Below are 23,614 nucleotides of genomic sequence, written 5' to 3'. Positions count from 1 at the left end.
CCTGATTGATCATAATCCGCCGCTTTGTCCATTTACGAACGGATAGTTTGCCTCAGGTGGGTCAATTTTAAATCGGTGTTAGTGGGTCATTTTTACATCGGCGCTGACAAAAGATTCGAACACTTAACCTTGATCTTAAGATACTAGTCGGCATTACTTAGGTTTGTCGATTTATGAGGAACTGCACAGAAGATGAGGAAGTATAACTTATTGAAATGTATATACGAAAAAGCCGCAGCGTAATGCTGCGGCTTTAAATGTGGCGGTGAGTGAGGACGGCAAACCACTACGGTAACCTATTAATATTAAAAGAATAAACGGGGTTTGAAAAATAATTTACCCTCATATTTATACTTTTTCGCCTTTGCTATATGGGTCACATTTTGAGCACATTTGCACACCAACACGGTGCCTTTTTTACCTCTAGGAATAGGGACTTTTCGTTGAAATTGCATATGTTAACGAGGTGTTTCAGGTTGATGCGAAAACATGTTGTTCTTCTCTTTGTTCTCGTTTCAAACTGAATTTTAAAAAATGAAATTGCTCTGACCTTATGGTGATTGGATAATAGTTGGGTTCATTCATAAATTAATTATCGCTATGCTCGAAACACTTCTCAACTGGTACCAAACGAAACACTACGAATATGCAGGTGACAACACGCCATCTGCCGGCTCTCACGCCCAATTGCTTTTATTACAAGATGAAATCTTGAAGCCACTGTCCGAGCTTGGAAACATTTCCATCACCTACGGTTTCACAAGTCATGCCTTACTGCACTATATCCTAAAGAATAGTCCGGGCGACATGGCCCCTGATATTGATCAGCATGCGTCTATAGAATTAAACAGTCGCGGAAACAGGATTTGCAAACGAGATGGTGCTGCTTGCGACTTTTATGTTGAGGGGTATGAGAATCGAATGGATGAAGTCGCAAAATACATCTGTATGAAGCTCGAGTTCGACCGCCTCTACTTTTATGGTAAAGACAGACCTATTCACATCAGTATTGGGCCTCAAAACACACGCTATGCATTAATTCGAGAAAAAAGGAGTGACGGACTTCGCGTAAACAAGAAAAGTGCAAAAGGCAGCGCCACACAGACCTTATTCGATAATTTATAATCGAGAAAACATCATGGAGGACTGGGAATGAACGAAGAACTGTTTGCTGAGCTTATTGCGCAGATCAAGGTAGGGAAACAATTACCGGATGCTATCTACCTCCATAAGGATGCCTTTAGCGCCCTACCGACAATACTCACTCAGTTCATTCCTGCGGTAGCAAAAGCCGTTAGTTTAGATGATGATAACTGGAACTTAGTGAAACTGTTTAAAAAAGAGTTCCGTCTATCTTTGCTTCACTATCCTGGTTTTTATACTGACTCCTACCCTGCGCTACGACAGAGTTTAAATGTCGACCTGTCTAAATTGAGCCACAAAATCACAAGCTACGAAGATTCTGACAACCCACCGATCCTTCATCGCAAAGAAACCATGATCTTGCCAGAGAGTGAGCACTTTGAGCATTTTATATTTCTAACGCAAGAAGGTGAAAACGCGGGGCTGTATGAGAATAGCCGACTGATTGGGTTTAAGCGCTCTTGGGAAAATCTCATTGCGCGTCATGGTTATGAACTTGTCGACGGGCGTTTGTTCCGCAACTCTGCTGTCACTCAAGCCGAAGAAACTGGAATTGATAGACACAAAACGGCACTCGTTCGCCATGAACTGTCTGCACCTATGAAAACACTAGTCAAACATGGCTACCTTGAAGGCTCTCATTCCATTTTTGATTATGGCTGCGGACGTGGCGATGACTTGCGAGAACTGGAAGCACATGGGCTAGATGCACTAGGTTGGGATCCTAACTTTCAGCCTGATAACGACAAAGTGAGTTCTGACATCGTCAACCTTGGCTTTGTTCTGAACGTGATTGAGGACCAAGATGAACGTTTAGATGCTTTGTTATGCGCTTGGGAGCTAGCGGATAAGTTTCTCGTTGTTTCTGTCATGTTGGCCAACGAAAGCTACATCGCCCAGTTCAAACCCTACAAAGATGGGGTGATCACTTCTCGTAACACCTTCCAAAAGTATTACGCTCAGTCAGAGATAAAAGCTTATATTGAACGCAGTTTGCAAGAGGATGCTATTACTGTTGCTCCCGGCATTTTTTACATCTTCAAAGATAAACTCGAAGAGCAGCAGTACTTACAAAGCAAATACAAGCGCCACCATAAATGGCAGCAGCTTACCTCCCCAGAACCTGTTGAAGCGAAAGACAAGGCCAAACTGCTTATTACGCAAAATCAAGAGTTATTTAACTCATTCTGGAACACTTGTTTAGAGCTAGGCCGACTCCCTGCAAATGACGAGTTTGAACAGTCAGACAAAATCAAAGAGCTCATCGGCTCACATAAAAAAGTGTTTGCTCTGCTGCAAGAAATGTTCGATACCCAAGAGTTCGAAAAAGCAGAAAAAAGCCGTAAAGAAGACCTATTGCTTTACTTTGCTATGGGACTATTTGAGAAGAGAAAACCTTACACTCAGCAGCCGGAGTCACTTAAGCGAGATATCAAAGCACTGTTTGTTGATTACAAAACCGCGCTTAACCTTGCAGCCGAACTACTGTTTGCGATAGCCGATACAGACTTAATCAATACACAATGCGAAAAAGCTCATACAAAACTAACTGCTAGCCTATTAAACAAAAATCATTCACTGATTTTCCATCGAGACTTTATTGATGAATTACCCCTCCTCCTTCGTGTTTACGTAGGTGCAGGTTTACAAATGTATGGGGAACTGGATGAAGAAATCGACCTTATTAAAATCCACATCACTTCCGGTAAACTCACCCTCACAGCCTATGATGACTTTGAAAAATCGGTTCCGTTTTTAGTTGAGCGGATCAAAATCAAGATGGCAGAGCAAGACATCGACTTTTTTGATTATGTGGATGATAACAAACGGCCACCATTGTTGAATAAGCACTTATTGCTCTCAGGCTCTGATACGTGCTTTGAAAAACAAAAGAGTTTCGATAAACGTCTAGCGAAACTCTTAGATATTGACTGGGATAAAGAAAGCATCGTTCATAGAAGCGAATTTAACGTTCTAATGGAGAAAAACAGGAAACGGGTGTCTGGGTATAAATTGACCTCTTTATAGGTTCGAAAATCGATGTCTTTAACTGCCTTGCATAGTGAAGAATAAATAGTTATCTTCATTCGTGTTTAGTATCAACACTTGAGTTTTATATGTACTTGGATTACTTAGCATCAACCCCGATTAACGATAACGCATTGAACGCAATGATAGAAGCTTATCGAATTTACTACGGTAATCCATCCTCCAGTCATGAAGCTGGTAGATTGAGTAGCGAGTTAGTTAATCGCGCACAGAAATTTATCGCAGACTATCTAGGTGCAGAGCCTAGTGAAATCATTTTCACATCCGGCGCTACTGAGTCCAATAATCTTGCAATTATCGGGCTTGCAAAACTAAATATCAGTAAAGGTAAACATCTAATTACCAGTTCAATCGAGCACTCATGCATCCTGAGTATATTTAATTACCTCGAAAAGGAAGGCTTTGAAGTTACATATCTAGACCCGAATCCTGATGGTATTATTGATGAAGAATCTATTAGACAAGCAATTAAACCGACAACAACACTAGTCAGTATAATGCACGTAAACAATGAATTAGGAACAATAAACTCGATAAGAGGAATTGGAGAACTCTGTTTTGAGAATGGCATAGCATTTCACACAGATGCGGCCCAATCCGTCGGCAAAGTGCCAATAGACGTGTTAGATGATAACCTCGATGCCCTTTCAGCATCAGCTCACAAATTTTTTGGTCCTAAGGGTATTGGCTTTCTTTACCTTAGAGATGCTAGGCTCCTTAACATAGAGCCAATAATTCATGGTTCAGGGCAACAGAACGACATAAGAGGTGGAACCATACCAACTCCACTAACCATCGGTATGGCAACAGCTCTTCAAGAATTTACATATGACAGCCATAAGTATTCTGAAATTAAAGAGTTATTTCTGAAACAGTTAGATGAATGTGGCATCGTATATACTATCAATGGAAAACATACACTCTCAAATGTAATTAATATCACCTTTGAAACACAAGAAGACTATGCCGTATATACGTCACAGCCTTCTATATGTGTGTCTCAAGGCTCTGCATGTAATTCAAACAGCATAGCAGCATCCCACGTTTTAACCGCATTAGGTTTAAAACCCGAACAAGCGTTTAAAACTGTTCGTATTTCATTTTACGACGAGACTTTATTAACATCTGCAGAGATATTTAAATAACCGTTACATTTAACTCGGGTGAAAACTCACTCGAGTTCATAAAAGAAATTTGTTTTCGTACCATTGCCCTAAGTTCTAAAGCAGGCTTTAGTACATATTCTTCATAGTCAACATCTCCGGGGTTAAGCATTAAGAGCTTTGAGAGTGCAGATGAAGTTCTTTCTACCGCTTTGGTATCTCTAATATCACCACCTAATACAGGAGTTTTTCCGTACGGAAACTCCATGTCACTAACTGAGCGTAATTGATGTAAGTACTCCCCAAATGCGTCAGCTTTTAGACCCACACCAGTAGTAATTTTATCTTTAGAGAATCGAGGGATCTCCCAACCTGGTATAATCCCATGAAATCGATCTAGTAGAGCATCATCATGGAACATTTTTGGTAATTCTCTAATGTAATCAAGACGCTTAGGCTGTGAGTTGTGCAATTCTATGTTGGCCAATATCATTAAACCACACTCACTTGTTATTTTTTCACCACCACGGGAAAACTCACCGGACTCAAGGTACGCTTTGAACTTCGCGTGAATATCATTTTCGCCTTTAAATTGAATCGACTGCCCTTCATCAAGAACTAAAACGTCATTAGTCGCCATTAGACCTAGTTGTTTTGAACTCAAGTTATAGAACAGCTGAGCCTCAGATAGTGCGCCACCACTATTAAGCCAAACATAACGACTTAAGTTTGAAAAAATAAATGATTTACCAGTCCCTTTTGGAGCAAGTTCCATCATATTCAAATTATTTTGAATCATAGGCAAAAGTCGCAAAATCAAATAGCGCTTTTGCCTATCAGTGTAGGCACTTGGTTCGCATCCCATTGTTCGAACAAGCACGTCAATCCACTCTTTAGTACTAAAACTTTGTCTCGCTAAAACCATTTGTTCTAGATTTATTTTTCCAGATTGCATTGGCTTGAACTCAATAAGCTTAACTGCTTGACCTTTGCCATGAGAAACGACTTGAAGTCTCCCAGCCCCCCACTGACCACCAGCCAAAATCTCGGGGCAAGTATGAATCACTTCCTCAGAAACCAATCCATCGGTAAGGTCCAAGCTAGGTATAGTAACTAGAGTAATACCTTTTTTTAGGTCGGTGCGAACGGAATATTTATCCAAGATAACCATTGCGTTACCGTTGTTAAGCTTCCATTTGATATGCTCTTTATCATTTTTACTAGGAAGATGTTCTGCCATAAAGCTAGTAATTTTCTTCCGAGTTTCCATCGGTTGTTCTGCTGGGTCACTAAATTTTGCAACTAGCCATTCCTCGACAAAAGACGGAATTGTTCGACTTTCTCTTAGTTTCAAATCTGCCACAAGCTTCTTATTGATGGCAATTTCACCAAAGCACTGTTCTATTTTTTCATTCATCTAATTAAAAACCCAACATATCATCGAACGCACTAGATGCCTTATCTTGCTTGACAAAAGATTTCGGAAAATCAATCTCTAGCGTAACGGTAGTTACATGCTTACCTTTAAAGCCTACTGTAAATGCAACCTCCACCAATCCCTCGTGATTAACAGAGGAGTGTAAAGAAAGGTGTAGTTGCTCATTTGCGCTATCCCAGTTTCCGTTTCCAATAATTGAAAAAGGAGCCTCCATTTTAAAAGTGACATGCTCTTCTGAGGCGTTCTTAATCGCACTTAAAGTAATATTCCATCGTTTCTCCCCTATACTATGACAACTAACCTCATCTGAAGTCAGTATAAAGGGTTGCTCATGGGGGTCGTTGGAAGTTAATTCGATCCACGGAATTAATACCTCTTCAGGTGTTAATCCACCATGCGAGAATGCTACTTCTTGGAAGCTATCTCTATTTTTAGGAATCAAACAAGTACCCAAGTTACGGTAGCCCGTGTCAAACTTGTATAGCGTTTCTGGTACATTGACATCATCTACATTCAAAACAACGCGCTCTTTAACGTTTTGCGCCTCATATTTAAACTGTCCAGATGATTTCGTTAATCCATGATCTGCCGTAACGATAAATTTAATTTTTTTCGACCATCGCTTAGCATCTACAAACGCTTCTTGCGCATGCTTTGCTATATTCGACACAACAAAGTCAACTACTCGACCATAAGCATTGTAATCTTCATACTGCTTACGCTCATGGAGGCAGTCATCAATACGATTCTCAAGATATAAATAGAGCTGAGTGTTTTCGTTTAGCCTAGCAGCTTTACGATGCTCCCAACTCTTATGAACAGTGAAAGCATGTTCCGTTAACCCTTGCGCCTCGTAAACATCTAAGACAGCTTTCTCATTATCTTTCGACAAACTATACGGTTTTTTTCCAGTCAATACCGCTGTTTTTCCGACCTCTGTAAGCGTTGGTGTTGGAGCAAAACAAAGGCAGCTGCTAAGATGACATTGAGGCAATTTTTCTGCAAGTGAAGTCGAGACCTCATTAAGATGAATGCCACTCAAGGCATCGACCATATACACTACAACAACTTCACGATCTTTAAATGATTGTTGTATCGAGGCAGAAACACCTGTCCAGTTATTTTTCGATCGAGAAACCCTAACTCCATTTTTCAAATACCAATCAGAGAAGCAAGTCTCTAGCCCTTGTGGAATACTTGCTCCCTCTACCCAGCTCGCCCGAAGGACCTTAAAGTAATTATCAGCCCAAGTTAAGGTAGAGCCAATATCGGCATCTAGAGACAAACTATCAACAGAGTGATTTAATAACAATTTATTAAGCTCATCATGATAAATTTGTGGAATCAAAGGTAAGCTATTTGTGACAAACCCCTCCATTGAGGATGTATAGTTACACAAAATCCTTTCAACAAAGCCACCGAAAAAAGCCTCAACAGGAATGAGTGGAAACCTTTCCAATATACTATTATCGTTAGCTTTCTGTGCTAATATAATCGCCTGATCAAACAACTTAGTTAACGCATTTTCTAGACTAGGCGATGCTTTAGAATCTAAACAAAAGTACACTCTTCGTATAACTTCAGAAGTCACTGGCATAGGAGGAAGTGCGACAGTGAGGCCTTCACTCTCCGTATATTGTCGTAGTTTTTCAATCTGTGACGCGTATGCAAGTTTCTCTATATATCTCTTACCTTCAGTCTGCTCAAGTACATTATTTACCAGCGCTCTAAAATCATCTGGTTGAACCTCATTTTTTAAAGATTCATAAACGAAGTTAAAGCAAGTACGCTCGCTCAAAGATTCCGAGTAAAGTTCAAACTTTCCATAATATAATGTCATAAACTCAGAGAGTGTTACAGCGTCGCTTGTGAACCCTAAGATCGAACGATAAACATCCTCAATACTTAGATTTTCTATGTCTCGCAATGAACGCAAGCAATCTGATTGAATTATAACGTCTTCGCTAACCCAATCTGGCAACGTAGATTTTATTGCTTCAGTAATTCGCGCGCGAGGTGATGGGGTGAACGTAACTTTTACACCGTTAATGCCGAGATAATCAGAGAAACGTCTCAGCAAGCTTTCATGCACAATTCTAATACGTAAATTTCGGATACTGCCTGAGGCTAAGTTTTCATTTATCCGCAGCCTAGCCTCCCGTACGGAGGCTAGGTCATGCTGAATAACGAGGTCAAAGCTATCACTATCAATGTTGTAAGGGTCTACCAGAAACTCAACTGCCATAGCTTTGTTTTCCCTTATCCCTTAATTGCTCAATTAAAAATTCAACTTCATCAAGTGTTTGTGGCTTCGAAAAATGGCTCTGTATCATAGGCCAAATCATCTCAACGATAGAACTCAGGTCACCTTTCCTTGCCTCATCTACGTCAGGCTTCTTAGTTTCATAAGCACTTTCAGCACCCGAAGTAGAATTGTCAGTTCGCGGCAACAAGATCGAACCTGATTGTATTGTTGTTTCCGGTTCAGCAATCACTGGTGCTACATAGCTACTCGCTATACTGTATAATGTTGATAATTCGTATTTTACTCGTTGAAGATCGCTCTCTGCGAACTTGCTAAATGAAATGCCAAGTGATTTTTCAACCAGCTCATTAAGCGACTCTGTATTAATTAAAGCTAATTCTGTAAATGAAACCACTAAGCGAGAAGCTGCAGTATTAGTCGACGTAATCAGTTGCCATTTAGACTGTTCCGCCCTAAGAGCTCTAAACGGAGTTAATTTATCTTTAATTTGATAAAGAACATCCTCATTAGCTCGCTCGAAAGCTTCTTTAAACTGCATTATCTTGGCAAATATAGCAGCACCATCTCCGCGCTCCGTAGTGCGTACATCCAACACTTTAGTGAACTCGACTACCGTTTCATGGTTTGAAACAGCAACTTTATTCAAGCCTTGGATGAATTGCTTTACCGTTGAACTAATATCATGACTCGACAATAACGATTCTGGTATAGACTTCAGTTTACCAATTAAGCCTTTCGCCATCTCTTCGTAACTTTCAGTCGTTAGCATCCCGCGGCTATTCTTCTGGTAATCAATACCATACGCTTTGGCGGCTTCGCTCAATACAACCTTTTGAAGTGGAGTAAACTCTGCATAGCGCAAAGTGTTAGTCTGCTTACAACACTCCTCAACCAGTTTCTTAGAAAATTCTTTAGTGGACATACTCGGATAACCCGACCACTTCAAAGATGTCAAAATGTCTCGAATGGCGAAAGCCATAAAGATTGGCATTACAGTACGAGGTACCCCGTAAGGCGCTTGAGTATAGTTTGTCGCTATATCAAACACTTTAATACCATCTTGTTTTTTCGCTGTTAGGGCTTTTCTTAATTCTAGAATCAGTTCATGAACGCTATCCGGAAGTTCCTCAAGCTTTGCAAGCCTATACCCTTCAATACCCGGTTTTATAAGACCATTGAATCCAACAACCCCTCGGATAATGGCTCCATCCTCACTGGTACAAAGCCCCTGCTCATTCTGCTTATGGCCCAGATACTTAGTTTGGTAGGCATTGTTGTCATCGAATGACAATACTCGCTCAACAATATCAGACAGCTTTTCTTTCTTATATGGCTTGATGGCACTGAGTATATTAACGTTGGCCGCCCTGACAGAAATAGGATGCGCGTACTTTTCAGATAGTCCTTTGACAATGCATCGGTTTAAAGCCATCCAATTTTTTACTTCAACTTTATTTGTCTTACCAAGCTTTAGTATTTTGGTCTCGCTCTTCTGTAAACCTTGTGCTCCAAACGCGTCAAGAATTAGGTCTTTCGCCGCTTCGCGGAAAAATTCAAATTTGGATTCAATTTGAATTCGAGCTGTACCATTTACACTCTCACCAGATAAAATTTCAGAACACGCCCAATAACTACTCAAGAGCTCAGCAAGCGAATAGTTTCGACCATCAATAGTCTTCCGTACAGAGTTCAAACTTTGCTTTGGAAGCCAAAAGTAAACTTCATCTGAATTTTCAGCAGTAATTTTTGACTCAACGTCAAGATTAGAAGAATCCTCATCAACAAAAACTAGTTTGACCGTTGCACTTGCATTTTCACTTGGCTTTAAAAAACTCTTTTCGTCAGGTCTAGCCATCAGTACATCATAAGAATGAATGATTCCATTTTCATTCGGTGCTAATTGGAACTCTCCTAAAGTAGGTAAAAATGTCTCACGCAGGTCAGGTTGATAGATAAAGATATCTTGGATTGTGCGTGCCCGATGCGGATATTCATTAATTTTATCGCGTATCAACTTATTAACATCAAACGAGGACTCGCCAGCAATTTGCCAAAACTTATTCACCGGATTTTGCCATACGACACCCAACTTTCTCAGACTCTCTAAATGAGAATCCAAAACCGGACTTGACGTAGTGTCATACAACGCACAACTTAAGAAATCTTCCGTTGGTTTCAATGCATCTTCTAGGATATTAGACAAAAATAACAGAGCAATGATCTGAGACTGCTGCTCAATTTCTTCTTGACTGCCTACAAGTGAGTTGATTGATTTCGAATACAGATCAAAGGCTGATTTATAGTCTTCTTTCGACGATAGCTCATCGCTAAAGTAATCAACAATGGCGTCAATCCGAACAAGCTCTTTCGACCAAATACTCTCACCAACGGCACGTGTGAATATTTCATCTTTGTGTAACTTTAAAAATGAAAGTGCCGTGCGACTTGCTTGACTTAGTTTTGATAGATTAAATAGCGTCAGCGCTGTTGTTGGGTGAAGCGGATATACTTCATCAATTAAAGAATCTAATCCTTTCGACAATCGTGAAAATGATTCCAAGCTTCGGCAAGCTGTGAGAAGATTTTGCTTATGTTCCTGACTTTTTTCACGAAGGGCTTTCCCCTCTTCAGTCCATTCTCTCTGCATGCCTATAAGGTGATAACCCTCTTCTTCACCCGCACTTAACTGTACCTTAAAAGGATGGTTGCCATTAAAACGCCCTGCAATTTTTCCAAACGCAGCATCGCGTGAGTCACCAGGCTGAAACCCTAGCCTTTGAGAGTATTCCTGAAACGTTACATGAGTAACACCAACAAAGATCGTATGTCCAGTTGTCGGTGCACATACTGATTCGATAAAGCGTTGTAACTGACTCACTTCCTCTAGTAAATTTCTATCTGGGTTAAAATAAAGATCTTCTAGACAAGAGCCGAACTCGTCCCAAACAACTAAGATGCCCGCATAATCATAGTATTTAGCTAGCTGCTCCCCTGCATGAAGATAGACCTGTATGAGATCTGCACCTCCATTTTTAAGCGGATCAAACAATTGTCCCATTGTTACCGCTTTATGCCATTTCTGAAAAGCTTCTAAGCTATCAGGATCACAATCTTCCAAACCCGACTTAAGTTCATTGAGGTCAAAGTAACTACTGTCTATCAAACCTAATGTAACGAAATCTTTTTCTTCATAAGTGGAGAAAGACTCTATCTCTTTAATTCGCTTTAGGCACACTTCATGCTGCGTGGTTGGCAGCACCTGACTAGCATCTATTTCTTGATGCTTCTCTAACTCGCTGACTAATGCACCGATTAGTTGCTCAGCGATTGACGGTGCTCCTACTGCATACAGGTTCAACACAAAATAAGGGTGCGCATCTTTATCTGCATGACCCAAAAATGTGCTAGTAAGCTTTTCACCCAACGAGCCGAACTTTGAGGATGAATTTTTCAAACGAGAGATCAGTGAATTGAATCCAGCATCTGTTGCTCCGTCTCTTAATAAACGCGCTAGAACTACCGCTAGATGACTTTTTCCTGAACCATACGAACCAAAGATATTGATAGCGCGTTGGTCTGCTGTCGCTTGGGGAAGGACTGCTTCAGCAACATGGTTAAACACCTTAGCTGCACTATCTGTCATCGCATAGCCAGACAACAAAGAATCGTCTTGCAATGACTGGCCAACTTGAATGGCTGAGCTAGATTTTTGCTCAGTTAGTCTAACTACGTTCTCAACTATCATTAGATTGCCCCATATTTCGCTTCAACTCGTTGCGGAACAAAAATGTCCACTTCATTATCTACCGCTTTGATTAATTTAAAGTACTGTCTATTTATTGATATAAACTCATCACTTGCTTTGCAGATTAAAATCATGTGTGGCACGTTTCCTGACAGCATTGACAATGCCGACATAAACATTCTTTTCGAACTCATACCCCACATAATCTGCCACTCTTCAGGCATATAAAATATAATTCCATCATCTTCAGATGAATTTATTTTATTGATAAGTTCGTTTGCCCTTAAGTCAAAGCGTTCATCAGACGTATCAAAACCATCCCAAACAACATAATTAGGAAATTGAACTTTTATGGCCTCAAATAATTCAGCGCCTTTTTTAAAGTTACTTGTTCTAATAATTGTTGTTCTATATCGATTTTTGATTTGGCAAGACTGAGAAGCTAAAAATTTATAAATATTAGCCACATCTCTACTCATCTATAACCACCCATCAGAGCTTTCTAAAAGCATGTGTTTAAGCATACTTTTAGGAATACACGTACGTTTAATTTCAAGAGAATCGATATTAAGTGCTGTTGTATAGCTAATGTAGTCACTCCAATAGTCATTATTGCTCAGCGATCTTGCTTTCTCCGCTAACCAGGACTTAGGACAGCCCAAAAAGTAGTGCAACCCTGCATCTGCCAATTGTTTAAAATCAATGGTCACGCTAGTAGGAAAGTACTTAATCTTAAAGAGTGATAACGCGAACATAAAGGTTGCATCAGATGGTACGACACTGATCCTTTTAAAACTCTTTGTTTGAGATTTGTAAACCAAATCGATAAAGCCTAATTGGGAAAGCGGTCGATTTGGCTCTAAATTAAAACTGGTTGTGACACCTGCATAGTTCTTCGTTATTGAGGTCTCTGATACTTCGCCATTCCCACGAGCGACCTCTTTAGATTGCACCAAGTCCATGACAACTTTTTCATGATCTTTTTGCAATACAAGTGAGCTAGAAGCAGGTTCTAATGCCATAAAAAATTCTGGATAAGGCGATGCATCTTCAGATATACATAACAATAAGTGAATCGCCCACCAGGTATTTGCTTTCTCAAAATCTGGGTCATGATCCATAATTTCAAGCGCATACTCAGTGAGACTTGCGTGCTTGCCTTGACCTAGGAGTGAAGCACTCTGCATCCATGCCTTAACAGCGGGAACATAATTTGCCCCGCGGCACAGCTCTAACATCGCATTTTCCAAATTTTGTTTCTCAAAAAAGTTGGGATTTTGCTTGAGTTTTTTAGTTGCAGTTACAATATCTGACGTTTGTAAACAAAACGTTGCGTTATTTATTAAAGCCATTTGTCACCTTGCCAATTAAACTATTTATAACACGTTACGCAGGCACCGCCGCCTTCTTGTTCATCGTAAATTTCATCCATGAAATCCCTATCAATATCAGCGACGTCAACTTGAAGTACATTGATTCTACGTTTCTTTATAAATCTTTGTCGCTTCGCTTCATGATTAGCGATGATTTCTTCGCGACGTTTGGTGTCTCTGATACTTGACAATGGTGTCCCTTTGCCTAACCAATAAAAAGTACCATCCACTCTTTTGTCTTCTTCTTTCTTCTCATAGTTTTCTGCTTCTTCGAATGATTTTGGGTGTTCTTCAAGTAATCGAACCCATTCAATCTTTCTCTGATAAAAGCAAAAAGTACACCCACTTCTTGAGCGCCAATCGTAATATCCAGGCAACCCCTTAGCTTGTGATGACTCTGGATTATTTATCGCTTCATCTGTATCATGGAATAAATCAGCATTTTGCAAAATATCTAGAATATCCTGCCTCACCAAACCATCATTTCTGAACGGCATAACCGTTTCAATATTGCGGTTTGAGGTTGCTTCATACCCGGTTCTTAGTGGCTCATCATGTCGAATACCCACATATGAAAACACTTTATACCCATCATCCAAATATTTCTGGATCCATTTTTCAAATGGAACTAACTTCATTTGGATAGTACACCACCGTGCCTGTGGAGACGGTAAATAGTTATTATGTTGTTTAAGCCAATAATCAAAGTCTTTCTTTTCCCTGACCGTAGTGTTACCCGCATCAGCTTGAACTTCGTCCCAAGGGTCAATAATTTTTTTGCCAAGATACCCTTCTAAGCGATTGATAAATTGCTTGACCTCAGGCAACTCCTTGCCTGTATCTGTGAAGTAATAAGTCATTTCAATATCAGGATAATTGTCACGCATATACATCGCTAACGCAGCGCTATCTTTGCCACCTGACAAGCCTAATACATGCAATTCTTTATTGTTTTTTCTAGTCATTTTCTTTAAAAATAGCGTCTAAGTGCTTTTGTAAAATAACGGTCTGCTCTCTTCGAGATAGGGCACCGATGGTTGTCTGAAGTTTTCTTAACTCTTCACTGTGGTCTTTTTCAATTAAATCTGTGTTATCCGCATAACTATTCATTTGCATTATATCTGACAATTGCTCAAATCGACTTGCAAATGTTGTTAGCCTTTCCAACGCTTTGTCAACAGCTTTATCATTCCAGTTACGCTCAGCAGTAAGTGACAAGGCTGAAAACAATCCTGATATTTTTACGCCGGAGTTATGATCAGTAGCCCATTCAGACAGCCGTTCAGTAAATGTCTTCAATCCGGGATCAGTTGTAAACTGATAAATCTCTATTGCTTGCTTATATAATTCGTTTAAGTCTCTATTTCCAAACGCAACTCGAACGTTGGTGTCAAATTTAGATAACATTTCTGCATGTGCGGATCTAAGCTCAATAAGAGTGTCCGCAACATTTTGCTCTAAAGTCTCAGGGTTACCAAAGATTTGTGGGATACCCTCAATAACAAACTGATGTGGATCACTCGCTTTTAAAGCCAAATCTCTAAACTGCAATGTGCTCTTAGAAAGCTTGCGGGTATTTTTCGTAAAAGGCGAAAGCAGATGTACCGAACGAACAATGGACTTTGCTAGAGATAGAACCGTGTCTTTACCCGTGACTTCTCCTTCGACATCTAGCGCTCTGCCTATTGCAGAGATCAGGTTGTTTTCTAGAGCGTTTATTTGAACAGACTTAATTGCTACCTCTTGCGGGCGCTTGATCATCTTGTTGATGAATTCTTCATCTGGTCCTGTAATAAACATAAACTGCCCCGTCGAGTCCTTGTCATAAAATGCGAGACTACCTTCATTAGATAACATAAACGCAAGAAGCAGGACAGGCGACAAACCGTTAGAAATACCAAATGGAGTTTTACTCCACTCCTGGTATAGTTCTGCCACTGTAACTCTATTCTCACTATCAGCAAGGAGCTTGTGTGTTTGCTCCCACAATGCTGCTAGTTCATCACTCACGGAACTTTTTACAAATCCATAAATTCCTGATTGAGCATCCAAGCGGTGTAGTCCCGTGTTTTGCAACAAAGACAAATAGAGACCTTTTTCTGCAGGAAAACCGTCAATTGCTAGATGTGCTTCAGTTGACTCATACACCATTGCTCTCATTAGTTTATTTCTTGCTGCTACTGCAGCAGCTGAAGGCGTTGCTCTATTAACTAACTCATTAAAAATTGCTGGTGTTTCATCGAAGATCTCGTCGCCTGCCAGCCAAGAAGCAATCTCAATTAACTCTCCTTGTGGTTGTACAATTTTATCATTTGAATTTACATACCAACTTGCTGAATTAAAGAGTACATCGACCTGCTTATCTAACGTCACTTTCAGGGCGTGTTTTCTCTCGTCAACCTCTTGTCTAGCTGAACTAGACGACGGTTGCTGCAATAAAGTTTTATAGATAAGCTCTACATGATGCAATGCAGCTAAGCGCTTTGCTGCATATTCTAAATCCGCGCCAATTGCGTCATCAATTTGACCAAAAACAATATTTGGGAATTTATTCGAGAATGTACTAGCATCGCCTTTCATCAAAATGACAAATTCAGAAAAATAGGATTGGTCGCATAGTGGTTTATCAAAGCTTTCTGGCGTCGATCCAAAATGAACTTTCTTGCCCATCCAGCGAATGCATCCCTTTTCATGATACACTCTTGCAGCAAATACGTTTGAAAGACCTTCGGATAAATATTTTTGCCAACTTACATCCTCTGGGTTTGCTTCTATGAATTTTTGCTCTTCTGCGTCTAGATTAAGATCACTACCATGAAATATTTCATATTCCCCTGAAATCCGCTTTACAATGAGCTTTTTGTCAACCAGACTTTCAAGCGATTCACGAATCATTTTTTCGTTCACCGTGTCGCCTAACAGGGCATGTATCATGCCTAAATCGGCCCTAATGCCTATTCGATTTGCGAAAATATTCAGCAATGAAATAGTTTTAACTATATTTGCTTCAAGACCGTCTTCAAATCTTTGATTACTCTTCCTAGCTTCAACAAGTGCATGTTCAGATGCAGCCCAGGCCCTACCATCACTACTACCAATAATGATATGTTCAAAATTAGTCTCTAGATAGTTAAAGAGATCATAAGCTCGATATAAATTAAGAGTCGTTTGATTTTCCAACCAATCTTTCAAACCAAATCTCTCTCGAGACAGAAGGAAGTTAAACACACTACGTTCATTTTGACCAAATTGACGCTTAGATACTTCACCCAAAAGCAAAGCAACAACCGGATGAAGCGGGTAGCAGCTATACATTTTGACTTTATCTAGATAGCTAATACCTTGCTTTTCAAGCTCTTGGAGTGAGCCTGCCATCGCCTCTTCATAATTTAATTCGTCACATTGGTGGATAGAGTTTGATAATAACTCGATCGTTTCAAGGCTTGACACATTAAACTGAATATCTTCGAATCTACCTTGAACCTTAGCCCATTCATCTTTTTGCATCTTACTTAAAGCGTGCGCATAACCGCTGAAACGTTGGTGCATATACCCCGTCAGAATCATCGGGACTGAATCACTGTCACTACCAGAGCGTTCAACGTACTCGGCAAGCTCTTGAAAAACCTGTAAGTCCATTTTTTTGTTATTTAGGTAATCAAGTGCCTTACCCATTTCATCGAAAATAAATAGAATGCCGTCAAACGATTTAGATGCTTGTTTTGATAAGTCTTGGAGCAAAATTTTGAGTTGAGCACTAGTCCTCGGTAACTCTGTGTTTAATAGTGGAAGACTATTCCTATTTGCCTCATTAATTACAGCTTTAGATACTGTAGTTAAAGGATCCTCAAAGTCACCAACAAATTTAACCACCAACCAACCGTTATTTAGTGGTATATTTTCAGTCAGTATTTTTTTAGTACCAGAACCAACTTTTGCGAGAGCTAATTCGCGTATTTCCTTATCGCGCTCTAACAAGGCTGACAATAATAACGCGATGGTTGATTTACCAGAACCGTAGGGGCCTGTTACAGTGAATGCACGTCGCTTCGATTTAAAGCTTTTAAATATCGTATTTAGAGTGTGCTCAGCTGTACCATGGTAAACAATATCTTGAATAAAGTTTTTTGATAGATCTGAATCAACTCGCGCTGACTTAAGGTATGTATCTTTTAGTTCAATCTTTTTACTTAACATGCTTTTTGTATACCTTATCCAACAATCCACGAACAGCCTTTAGCTCAACAAGAGTTTGGTCTTTAATGATAATACTTCTTGACCCTCTAGAGTTATCAAACAGTAGCTTGCCTTCAAACGTTTTGCTTTTTTTCATAACTTCGAGTCTATTCTCGATTTCTTTTTCTGACATACGAAATACTCTGCCAGGGCTACCCTCACCGTAGATCAGGTCATTTAATGGAATAGTATTCGATGTTGTGTCTGTGTAATTTCGAGTTATGTAATCAAGTAGACAGAAACTGAAGACATCATCACTCAATGACACCCTTTCATCAAGTTCGCATACCCATGTATCTTTTTGTCCTCCAAGCTCTTTAAGTAATTCGAGCTCAGTAAACATAGCCAATAAGCAATCTTCTTGGTCTTTCTTTTTGGTGTTTTTTCTAGATGAATACATCTGAAAAAAGACATTGATATCTTTTTTCATCGATGCTTCAGCATCCAATGTTAAATAGCTAATTGAATCATTTTTCTTAGTTAAACTCGGAAATAAGTTTCGTCGCTCAAATGATTCTTCCATGGCGGCGTATAAGGAGTCTTTCGAAACAGTAAGCCCACTGTAGAAACTAAAGAAATACCGGTATGAGGTTATAACTGACGTATCACGGCACAATAACCAATGAGTGAGCCACAAGGTAGAACGATGGACCATGTATGAGTCATTTTGATTTAGGGTCCAGTAGATATCCCAAGAACTAAGCATTTCTTCGGAAGCACCTGTGCTTAGCTTATTTTTTTCAGGATTTCCGATCCCAATAGCGTCTGCCCAGTACTTGATTGCGTCGACCATGTTTTTGCCGACACCCCATTTAACTGCGAGATCTTCAACTTCAAGTTTTGATACATCATCGACGCCTTTGTCAACAATCTTATAGTACTTATGCAACCAGCCTTTACGGAGTGGGAATGATTGATGCCCTGAGAATCTTTTATCGTACATAATTTTTTAATCAATACAAAAATAGCGGTCCATTTTATCACACGTTCACTAACAATCACTGTTTCAATGGCACATATTTTTTAATCTTATTGCGTATGAATGACCACCAAATCACTCTAGTTATAGATTTAGAGCTGACAATTTAAAAGGCTCTTTATATGACACAAAGAGCCTCATCACATTCTTACACCTAAGTCAACGTTCATAAACTAAACACGAAGACTCAAGAGGCGTTCTTTAACCGACTGCTCGAGAATGTCAAAACGCTCAGACAATGCTTTCTTGATATCCTCTTTTGTTGAAGCCGTCGAGATCCCACCAAACGAGTCACCGATTAAGAGAGACTTCATAACAATCTTGTTCTGTGGAATATCTTCAAAGTATCGCGAAGGATCCATAGAGCTAATCACATTGTTCGCAGCACCTGAAATAAGTACACGGTTTAATGGGCTGTTAAGGATATGGTTAGGGTCTTGACGGATTTCCTCTGTTTTCTGACTTAATCCTTTAACTGAACCCAGGGGAATAATGTGATGATCATTTAATCCACCAGAAGCATTCATTTCCCATAGAACAACTTCGTTCCTGTCATTAACCCTATAAGATTTCAATTGTTTTGTTTCTGTAGCGAGCAAGTCAAAGCTGGGCGTGACACTCAAAACATACTGCAAAATAAGATTATGTATGCCCTCTTTCGGGAACTCATTGAGTTCCTGCATCAGTAGTGCTTTTGAGGCGTACTTATCATCTTGGAAAACCTGATCTTCTCTATCTAATATTTCAGTACCATTTCCATGTGCTACCCAGCTATATAATTGATTGATATCATCAATCACGACGGCACTTTGATCATATAAATATCGGCCAGAAAAAGCACTTGTCCAGTACCAAAACTCTACTTTTTTATGTGCAGCAGGATCTTCCCAAAACTGATCATCGGCAAAAACATACGCAATCGGCTGGATCATTAGCTTGTAGTGCAATTTATTAGAGTTATAAACACCACAACGTATCAATAAAAATGCGTAAGCACGCTGTACTGCTAGGGTGGCACGTTCAATATACTTACGTATGATTTCAGTGTCCAAACTCAAGAGTGTTTTAGAACTGGTATCTTTTTTCTTGATTTCAAAGCTATTACCTGCCTCTAGCTCAATCTCACGGCGAGCCATAGCTGTACAAATAGCTAGGATAGATTTAGATAAATACCCTGATGGTAGGCCATCTGACAAACTATCCAGTTCATTTAAATAGAGGTATCCATTCGCATCGCAATCGTGAGCCAAAGATGGGCAGAGTTTAACGGGGTTGGCAAACATCGAACGAATAATTGAACTCAATGAGTATGTGGTCTTATCATCTGCGACTCTTTTGGCAACTTTTGCAGACACCAGATCAAAATCATCAAGCTTCATACCGCCGTCATTTAAATGACAGAAAATAGGTATGGCACGACGAATATCATTCGTAACCAAACTATTAAGCTGATAATCGCCAAAGATATCTCTAACCAAGTAGTTTGAAACATTGTTTTTCCACTCGCTCTTGCAAGTGGCAAATATCTTCTCTATCTCTTCGGCATAAATCATACCGTTATCTTCAAAATCTTCAAACGTTTCAAGGCCATCAAATATCTGAGCAAAATCGTAAGTTTCTTTGATAAAAATAAAGTTTTCTTCGTGCTTATCTCGAATAGCTTGCATATTTACTTCAGCTATCCCTTCAAGGATTCGATTAACTACTATGGGCTTGCTGCCAACCATAAACAAAGGAATCATACCATGTTCGATACAGTCATTAACAAACTGAGTAATCACTTGCGGCTTTGTCTTTCCACTCTCAAACGCTTTCAACTGGTAGTAAGGTGAAAACCACTTAGACACGCCCTTGCTGTTTTTTTCATTGAAAGTTTCACAGCTAAAAATATCGAAAATATCATTAGGTTCAAAATGATCTAGTCCATCTTTATCAAACAATACTTTCGTTGCATTAAATATATCTGTAACGTTCTCATTCGCTTTACCTACTACCGGTACACGGAGAAACCAACGAACTTTCATTGGGTTTGCTTTTTTAGACACAAATTCCGACAATGCTGCCTGGTCACTAAACTTAGAAAAATCAAATACGTCATTAAATGCATTATATAATGTGGTAGTTCTTTGTTGCCCATCAAGCAAATATTCACATGCATCTGATCCACTCAAAGTATGCTGAACAGTTTCTCCTATCTTTCGTAAAGCAAAGTCATCGGACTGACCTTCCAATATTAGAGAGCTACCTACAGGAAACTTGAGCATGATTGAAGCAAGTAAACTTTGTTGCTTTGCGCCACTCCATTTGTAATCTCGTTGGAAATCAGGTAAAAGTAAAGTTTGTTCATTTATTTTTTTAAACGTATCACTTAGAGAACGTTCCATAGCCAACCTTAAAATTTTATATCTAGCCCATATTTTAGATGATTTTTTTATCATATAACTATCATTTTTTCTATTCTATACTTTGAATAACGTGACACTGTTCAGTAGTCCTAATAAAATTTTAAAGAGTTACCAATAAACCTGGAGACTTACTTAGAATAGAGATTTTCACTTCACAAGCTAATTGGCACCACAATAAGAAAATCTGTACTATTTAAAGCATTCTGTATCAATAATGACACTTCCATTCCACTCATTAACATTGATGGGTATACTCTCATCGAGCCGTGCATGTGCACATATACCTAACCAACGCTTGCTCTTGCGATCGCGTTCTTGTACCTTTTTATGGTTTGCTTTGATCTGAGCAATACGCGCAGGATCTTCTAAAGATTCTAAAGGCTCATTAGAGTCCATCCAAAAGAAAGCTTCTCCATTGTCACTGTTTTGTGCTTTCTTTTCGTAATATTTTGCTTCTTCAAAAGCTTCAGGGTATCGCTCCATCAATTGAACCCATTCTATCTTTTGTTGAAAGAAACAGAATGTACAACCAGAGCCGGAGCGCCACTCATAGAACTTAGGTAAACCAAGTCCTATTCTGTCTAGGATATCAATTATATCTTGCTCATCTTTCCCATCATCAACAAAAGGCATTTTAATTTCTAGATACTTGTGACTGTCGTTTAGCCGGAAACTATCACGCCATAGCTCATCAGCACGGACACCGACATAAGATACGATTTTATAACCATCATCAAGATAAGGCTTGATCCATTTTTCAAATGGTTCTAGCTTCATTCGAATGGTGCACCAACGCCGCTCATTCGATGGTAAAACGTTATTGTGCTGCATTAACCAGTAATCAAAGTCCTTTCTATCGTTGATTTGCAATATTGGTTTACCTAACACAATTTCAAGTTGGTCTAGATACTCATAAACCTCCGGTAGTTCTTTACCCGTATCAGTAAAGAAGTAATCAATGTCCATTTCTGGAAATTTTCTAGCCACGTATATCGCTAGTGCTGCACTATTTTTATCACCTGATAACTTAAGCACATGTTTTACCTTTCCTTGTTCACTCATAATGTACTCCCTTACTTAGGTATGAATTCTCAATCTCTATATAATTCTTAGTTTAATAAAACTTAATCACTTCTTTAATTATGTAATAAAATCAAATAACCAACATCTCTCATTTGTTTTATATCAAACCACATTCGTCCTGCTACGATATCTGAAAATAATAAATATCCTGCTTAAACACCCCTTTTTTACAATACGGGCATACTTCACCTTCTAAATCATGGTCAGATTTAATATTACTTGATTGGCATTTAGGACACTCCGTTGTTGGTACTAATGAATCTAACATGAATTCATGTCCGCACCCGAGGCAGATGTGAGGGTCATCGTTGCCAATGCAACGCGCTATCGCATCCATATTAGTATGGTAAGCGTATTGTTTCACCCCATTCTCATCAATGTAATATGGATTGCCATCAGACCATGATTCGATGCTTTTATCACATGATGTGCATTCGAACAAAATTGCTTGTGCCATAGTTATTTATTCCATAATACAAATACTAAAATTTAAACTGTTCTTTATCGGGTGTTTATTTAACATCCAATGCAAGTAAACATGACATATTTTTTAACCAAAGTGTCACGGCCCCATTTCTGATATTATCCTCAGTCACACCATCGCAAAAACGTTCAGATCTCACAATAAGTATCATCCAACAGAGACAATCTCGAAACGATGCCCCACTTAGAAACCGCTCGAAGTCCTCTAATGTATCGAGTTCTTTCATATAAAACGGCGAGTTGTAATCTATGTGAGTAACCATCAACTCATAATCATACGCCATTGAGTAAAGCTCGATATTTTCTGGGGCTTGGGTTTCAATTTTGTTGGTCAGGTGAGTGATAAACGCGTTCACCTGTTGGTTCGTTGGACGCTGAAGTAGCCACATAGCGGTATCACGAATACGCTTCTCTTGCGCTAACTTTTCTAGCCATTTTGACGGTATTCCTCGTGAACCATAATAAGCCCCAGCTAACTGCCCAAATATAGCTGCGGTGGTATCAGCATCCTCGCCTAGGTTTGCAGCCAGTAAAGCGCCATCTTCGAAAGTAGCGCTATTTAAGAAACACCAAAGTGCGGCTTCTAGTGAAGCAACGACATAGCCTGTACCGCGGATGTTTTCTCGGGACTTATTAAAAAACTGACACTCAGCAATAGCGCGAATTTCCGGGTGACATTGACTTGAATACTGTAAGTAGTCCGATAACGTTGTTTTCAAGAACGTTTGTCTGTCACTAATATTTTCAGCATTGAACAATCGATGCAGCAGCAACGTCATGATTTGACACGCCTGAATGCAGCGCTCTTCTCCATGCGTAGTCAGTGAGCTCAACTTTGCGGCTTCCATCGCTGCGTCCTCGCTCTGATGAGCAAACAACAAGGCAATGGGAGCAACACGCATTAGGCTGCCGTTACCCGCAGAAAGATGAGACGTAGAGCCCGACTCTGGGATGCCTGTTTTTTCATAACTCACCAACGCAGTGCGGACGGTCATGCCAATATCAAAACAACTCCCCGTGCACGAATTTTCACCATGCCGATACCAGCGAACATATCGCTGAATTTGGTCATCAAGGTCAACACAGCCTTTTTCAATCAGGCTGTCTGCAAGGCAAAGCATCATGGATGTATCATCGGTCCACTGCCCTGCTTTCAAACCAAATGGGCCACCGCCTACCATATCGGTCAAAGGGGTGTAACTATCTTTCGGTTTGAATTCTAAAGTCGTGCCTAACGCATCACCCACCGCTAATCCTAGTAAGGCCCCGGCTGCGCGTGAAATTTGATATTCTTTTTCTGTTTCCAAGTTC

At 39.7% G+C, this 23,614-nt stretch carries 15 protein-coding genes; 3 read left to right on the top strand and 12 right to left on the bottom strand.

Annotated features, from left to right (window positions below; translation table 11 throughout):
• Positions 1–600: 600 nt before the first annotated feature.
• The 3 genes from AK965_RS05510 to AK965_RS05500 all read left to right on the top strand — a co-directional run bounded on the left by AK965_RS05510 (position 601) and on the right by AK965_RS05500 (position 4,337).
• Positions 601–1,125, top strand: a complete 525-nt coding sequence (locus AK965_RS05510) for a hypothetical protein (protein ID WP_099078670.1) — start codon at positions 601–603, stop codon at positions 1,123–1,125.
• 27 nt (positions 1,126–1,152) lie between these two features.
• A complete protein-coding gene (locus AK965_RS05505) occupies positions 1,153–3,171 on the top strand; it encodes a DNA phosphorothioation-associated putative methyltransferase (protein WP_099078669.1) in 2,019 nt (672 codons plus the stop codon).
• 89 nt (positions 3,172–3,260) lie between these two features.
• Entirely contained in the window at positions 3,261–4,337 is a 1,077-nt protein-coding gene (locus tag AK965_RS05500) for a cysteine desulfurase family protein (RefSeq protein ID WP_099078668.1), read from the top strand.
• Here the strand turns inward: AK965_RS05500 and brxL are convergent.
• The 12 genes from brxL to AK965_RS05440 all read right to left on the bottom strand — a co-directional run bounded on the left by brxL (position 4,330) and on the right by AK965_RS05440 (position 23,610).
• Complete coding sequence (gene brxL / locus AK965_RS05495) at positions 4,330–5,712, bottom strand: BREX system Lon protease-like protein BrxL (protein ID WP_099078667.1); 1,383 nt, start codon at positions 5,710–5,712, stop codon at positions 4,330–4,332. The genes AK965_RS05500 and brxL overlap by 8 nt on opposite strands.
• A gap of 4 nt (positions 5,713–5,716) precedes the next feature.
• Positions 5,717–7,978, bottom strand: coding sequence for a hypothetical protein (locus AK965_RS05490; RefSeq protein WP_099078666.1), 2,262 nt, complete (start codon positions 7,976–7,978; stop codon positions 5,717–5,719).
• Positions 7,968–11,744 carry a hypothetical protein gene (locus AK965_RS05485; protein WP_099078665.1) on the bottom strand — a complete coding sequence of 1,259 codons (3,777 nt, stop codon included), beginning with the start codon at positions 11,742–11,744 and terminating at the stop codon, positions 7,968–7,970. Before AK965_RS05485 ends, AK965_RS05490 begins: the two co-directional genes overlap by 11 nt.
• Entirely contained in the window at positions 11,744–12,223 is a 480-nt protein-coding gene (locus AK965_RS05480) for a hypothetical protein (protein WP_099078664.1), read from the bottom strand. The genes AK965_RS05485 and AK965_RS05480 overlap by 1 nt, the downstream gene beginning before the upstream one ends.
• On the bottom strand, positions 12,224–13,096 hold the full coding sequence (locus AK965_RS05475; protein ID WP_099078663.1) for a DUF4007 family protein: 873 nt from the start codon (positions 13,094–13,096) through the stop codon (positions 12,224–12,226).
• A gap of 20 nt (positions 13,097–13,116) precedes the next feature.
• Positions 13,117–14,082 carry a phosphoadenosine phosphosulfate reductase family protein gene (locus tag AK965_RS05470; RefSeq protein ID WP_099078662.1) on the bottom strand — a complete coding sequence of 322 codons (966 nt, stop codon included), beginning with the start codon at positions 14,080–14,082 and terminating at the stop codon, positions 13,117–13,119.
• A complete protein-coding gene (locus AK965_RS05465) occupies positions 14,075–17,314 on the bottom strand; it encodes a hypothetical protein (protein WP_099078661.1) in 3,240 nt (1,079 codons plus the stop codon). The genes AK965_RS05470 and AK965_RS05465 overlap by 8 nt, the downstream gene beginning before the upstream one ends.
• Entirely contained in the window at positions 17,304–18,296 is a 993-nt protein-coding gene (locus AK965_RS05460) for a DUF4007 family protein (RefSeq protein ID WP_099078660.1), read from the bottom strand. The genes AK965_RS05465 and AK965_RS05460 overlap by 11 nt, the downstream gene beginning before the upstream one ends.
• A 209-nt stretch (positions 18,297–18,505) precedes the next feature.
• Positions 18,506–20,716: a DUF262 domain-containing protein gene (locus AK965_RS05455; RefSeq protein WP_172438074.1), complete on the bottom strand. Its 2,211-nt coding sequence runs from the start codon at positions 20,714–20,716 to the stop codon at positions 18,506–18,508.
• Between the two features lie 210 nt (positions 20,717–20,926).
• Positions 20,927–21,799: a phosphoadenosine phosphosulfate reductase family protein gene (locus tag AK965_RS05450; RefSeq protein WP_099078658.1), complete on the bottom strand. Its 873-nt coding sequence runs from the start codon at positions 21,797–21,799 to the stop codon at positions 20,927–20,929.
• 142 nt (positions 21,800–21,941) lie between these two features.
• The gene (locus AK965_RS05445) at positions 21,942–22,277 is read right to left on the bottom strand and encodes a hypothetical protein (protein WP_099078657.1); all 336 of its coding nucleotides are present in this window, start codon (positions 22,275–22,277) and stop codon (positions 21,942–21,944) included.
• Between the two features lie 55 nt (positions 22,278–22,332).
• Positions 22,333–23,610, bottom strand: a complete 1,278-nt coding sequence (locus AK965_RS05440) for an ADP-ribosylglycohydrolase family protein (protein WP_099078656.1) — start codon at positions 23,608–23,610, stop codon at positions 22,333–22,335.
• Positions 23,611–23,614: the final 4 nt, after the last annotated feature.

Origin of the sequence: Vibrio sp. PID17_43, assembly GCF_002608565.1 — a bacterium.
Taxonomy (GTDB): Bacteria; Pseudomonadota; Gammaproteobacteria; order Enterobacterales; family Vibrionaceae; genus Vibrio.
The sequence above is the reverse complement of the archived record's forward strand: the minus strand, read 5'-3'. Positions and strand labels throughout refer to the sequence as shown.